The organism is Cellulomonas sp. P4_B5_2 (genome assembly GCF_056402235.1).
The window spans coordinates 1-2,324 of sequence record NZ_JBFUHU010000446.1 but is presented as its reverse complement, the minus strand read 5'-3'; the positions used below and the strand labels follow the sequence as shown (position 1 = coordinate 2,324).

At 75.4% G+C, this 2,324-nt stretch carries 3 protein-coding genes; 2 read left to right on the top strand and 1 reads right to left on the bottom strand.

What is annotated here, in order from left to right; translation table 11 throughout:
* The coding region (locus AC1DUQ_RS20905) for an alpha/beta fold hydrolase (RefSeq protein ID WP_477061372.1) at nucleotides 1-743 on the top strand (743 nt) is incomplete at its 5' end.
* Here the strand turns inward: AC1DUQ_RS20905 and AC1DUQ_RS20900 are convergent.
* The gene (locus AC1DUQ_RS20900; protein ID WP_477061373.1) at nucleotides 733-1,491 is read right to left on the bottom strand and encodes an ROK family protein; all 759 of its coding nucleotides are present in this window, start codon (nucleotides 1,489-1,491) and stop codon (nucleotides 733-735) included. The genes AC1DUQ_RS20905 and AC1DUQ_RS20900 overlap by 11 nt on opposite strands.
* Before the next feature lie 34 nt (nucleotides 1,492-1,525).
* On the opposite strand from AC1DUQ_RS20900, the gene truA reads away from it, so the two are divergent.
* Nucleotides 1,526-2,324, top strand: a 799-nt coding sequence (gene truA / locus AC1DUQ_RS20895) for a tRNA pseudouridine(38-40) synthase TruA (RefSeq protein ID WP_477074536.1), incomplete at its 3' end; no start/stop codon positions are given.

The window sequence follows — 2,324 nt, the reverse complement described above, 5'->3', positions numbered from 1 at the left end:
GCATGAGCCTGCCGGTCGTCCTGGTGCACGGGCTGCGGACGTCTCGCACGATGTGGCGCGCGCAGGTGCGGGCGCTCGAACGGGTGGGCCGACAGGCGATCGCCGTGGACCTCCCGGGTCACGGCACCCGGATCGGTGAGCCGTTCACCCTGGACTCGGCGGTGGACACGGTCGCGCGGGCGATCGACGGCGTCGGTGGCCGGGCGTTCGTCGTCGGACTCTCGCTCGGCGGGTACGTGGCGATCCGGCACGCCGCCCGGCACCCCGACCAGGTGGCCGGCCTCGTGGCCGCGTCCTGCAGCACGCAGCCGCACCGGGTGCTGCTGGCGGGGTGGTCGGTCGGCGCCCAGGGCATCGCCCGGCTGCCGGACCGAGGTGCGCGCCTCAACCAGTTCTTCGTCGACCGCGTCCTGCCGCTCGAGGGCGCCACGGACGTCGCGGCGGGGGGCTTCGCGCTGGACGCCACGCGGGAGGTCCTGCGCGAGATGATGGTGGCGACGCCGCTGGAGGACCTCGCGCGGATCGAGGCGCCGGTCTGGCTGGTCAACGGGGCGTTCGACCACTTCCGCGGCGAGGAGCGACGGTTCCTGGCCGCGTGCCGCGACGGACGGCTCGTCGTGGTGCCGCGGGCGACGCACCTGGTGAGCCTCGTGGCGCCGGCGCGGTTCACCCGCGTGCTGCTCGAGGCGGTCGACGAGGTCGAGCAGCGCGAGCGTGCGGGTCGCGCCGCAGTCAGGCGTTGAGCGACCAGGCTCGTACGCCCCCGACGATCCCCGCCTGGTTGGGCACGACGACGACGTCGTCGCCGAGCCGGGCGAGCGTCGTGGCGGTGACCTGCCGGGCGTTCCCGCCGCCGAGGTAGAGCCGGTCCCAGACGAACACGGGGCGGAAGCCCTCGACCACGCGGCGCACCCGCCGGGACCAGAGGCCGTCACCGAGCCGGGCTCGCTCGACCTGCCCGATGTACGCGTCGTACGTGGTACCCCACCGGACGGGTGCGTGCGAGAGCTCCAGGTGCGGCGCGAGGACGCCACCGTCGAACAGCGCGGTCCCCAGCCCGGTGCCGAGGGTGAGGACCAGCTCGATGCCCGTCCCGGAGATGACCCCGGCGCCGTGCACCTCCGCGTCGTTGAGGACGAGCGTGGGCAGACCGAGGCGCTCCTGCACGGCCGCCCGGATGTCGTAGCCGGCCCACGCCGTGAACAGGTCCGGGTCGACCGCGGTGCGAGGGCCGGCGCGGGTGACGTAGTGCGGGGTCGCGACGACGACGCCGTGCCGGATCATCCCCGGCATCCCGACGGTGACGCGGTCCGCGGCCGGCAGCCCGGCGGCGATGTCCGCGATCGTGGCCACGAGGCGCTCCGGCGGGAGCGGGTACGGCGTCGGCACCCGCACGGCGGGGGCGTGCAGCGTGCCCGCGGCGTCGAGGACCGACGCCTTGATCCCTCCGCCACCACAGTCGACGGCGAGGGTGAACGGGTTGCTGGACACGGGCCCACGCTAGCGCCGAGTACCGTGTGGGCCCGTGAGCGAACGCCTGGACCCCGCCGAGTCACCCGCCGAGCCGCCCGCCGTGCGGTTGCGACTGGACCTCGCCTACGACGGGACGGGGTTCGCCGGCTGGGCCATCCAGCCGGACCTGCGGACCGTCCAGGGTGTCCTGGAGGCCGCCCTGGGGACCGTCCTGCGCACCGACGGCCCACCGCGCGTGACGGTGGCCGGGCGCACCGACTCGGGCGTGCACGCACGCGGTCAGGTGGCGCACGTCGACGTCCCCGCCGGGCTCATCGAGAAGTCGCGCGGCCGGTCGCGGCGCCCGGTCGACGAGGTGCTGCTCACCCGGCTCGGCGGCATCCTTCCCTCGGACCTGGTCGTGCACGCACTGAGGCGCGCGCCGGACGGCTTCGACGCGCGGTTCTCGGCCTTGAGCCGGCGCTACACCTACCGGATCTGCGACGACTCCGCGCGGCGTGACCCGCTGTCCCGCACGCACGTGCTGTGGCACCGTCGCGCCCTGGACGTCGACGCCATGGCGGCGGCCGCGAAGCCGCTGGTCGGTCGGCACGACTTCGCGTCGTACTGCAAGCCACGGCCCGGGGCGACGACGATCCGGACGCTCGAGGCGTTCGCGTGGTCGAGGCCGGTCGACGGGCCGGACGCAGGACTCGTCGTCGCCACGGTGCGGGCGGACGCGTTCTGCCACTCGATGGTGCGCTCGCTCGTGGGCGCCAGCCTGGCGGTGGGCGAGGGGCGGCAGGCATCCGGCTGGCCCGCCGAGCTGCTCGCCGCCCGGCGCCGCGGGGTGGGGGTGCACGTGGTGGCCG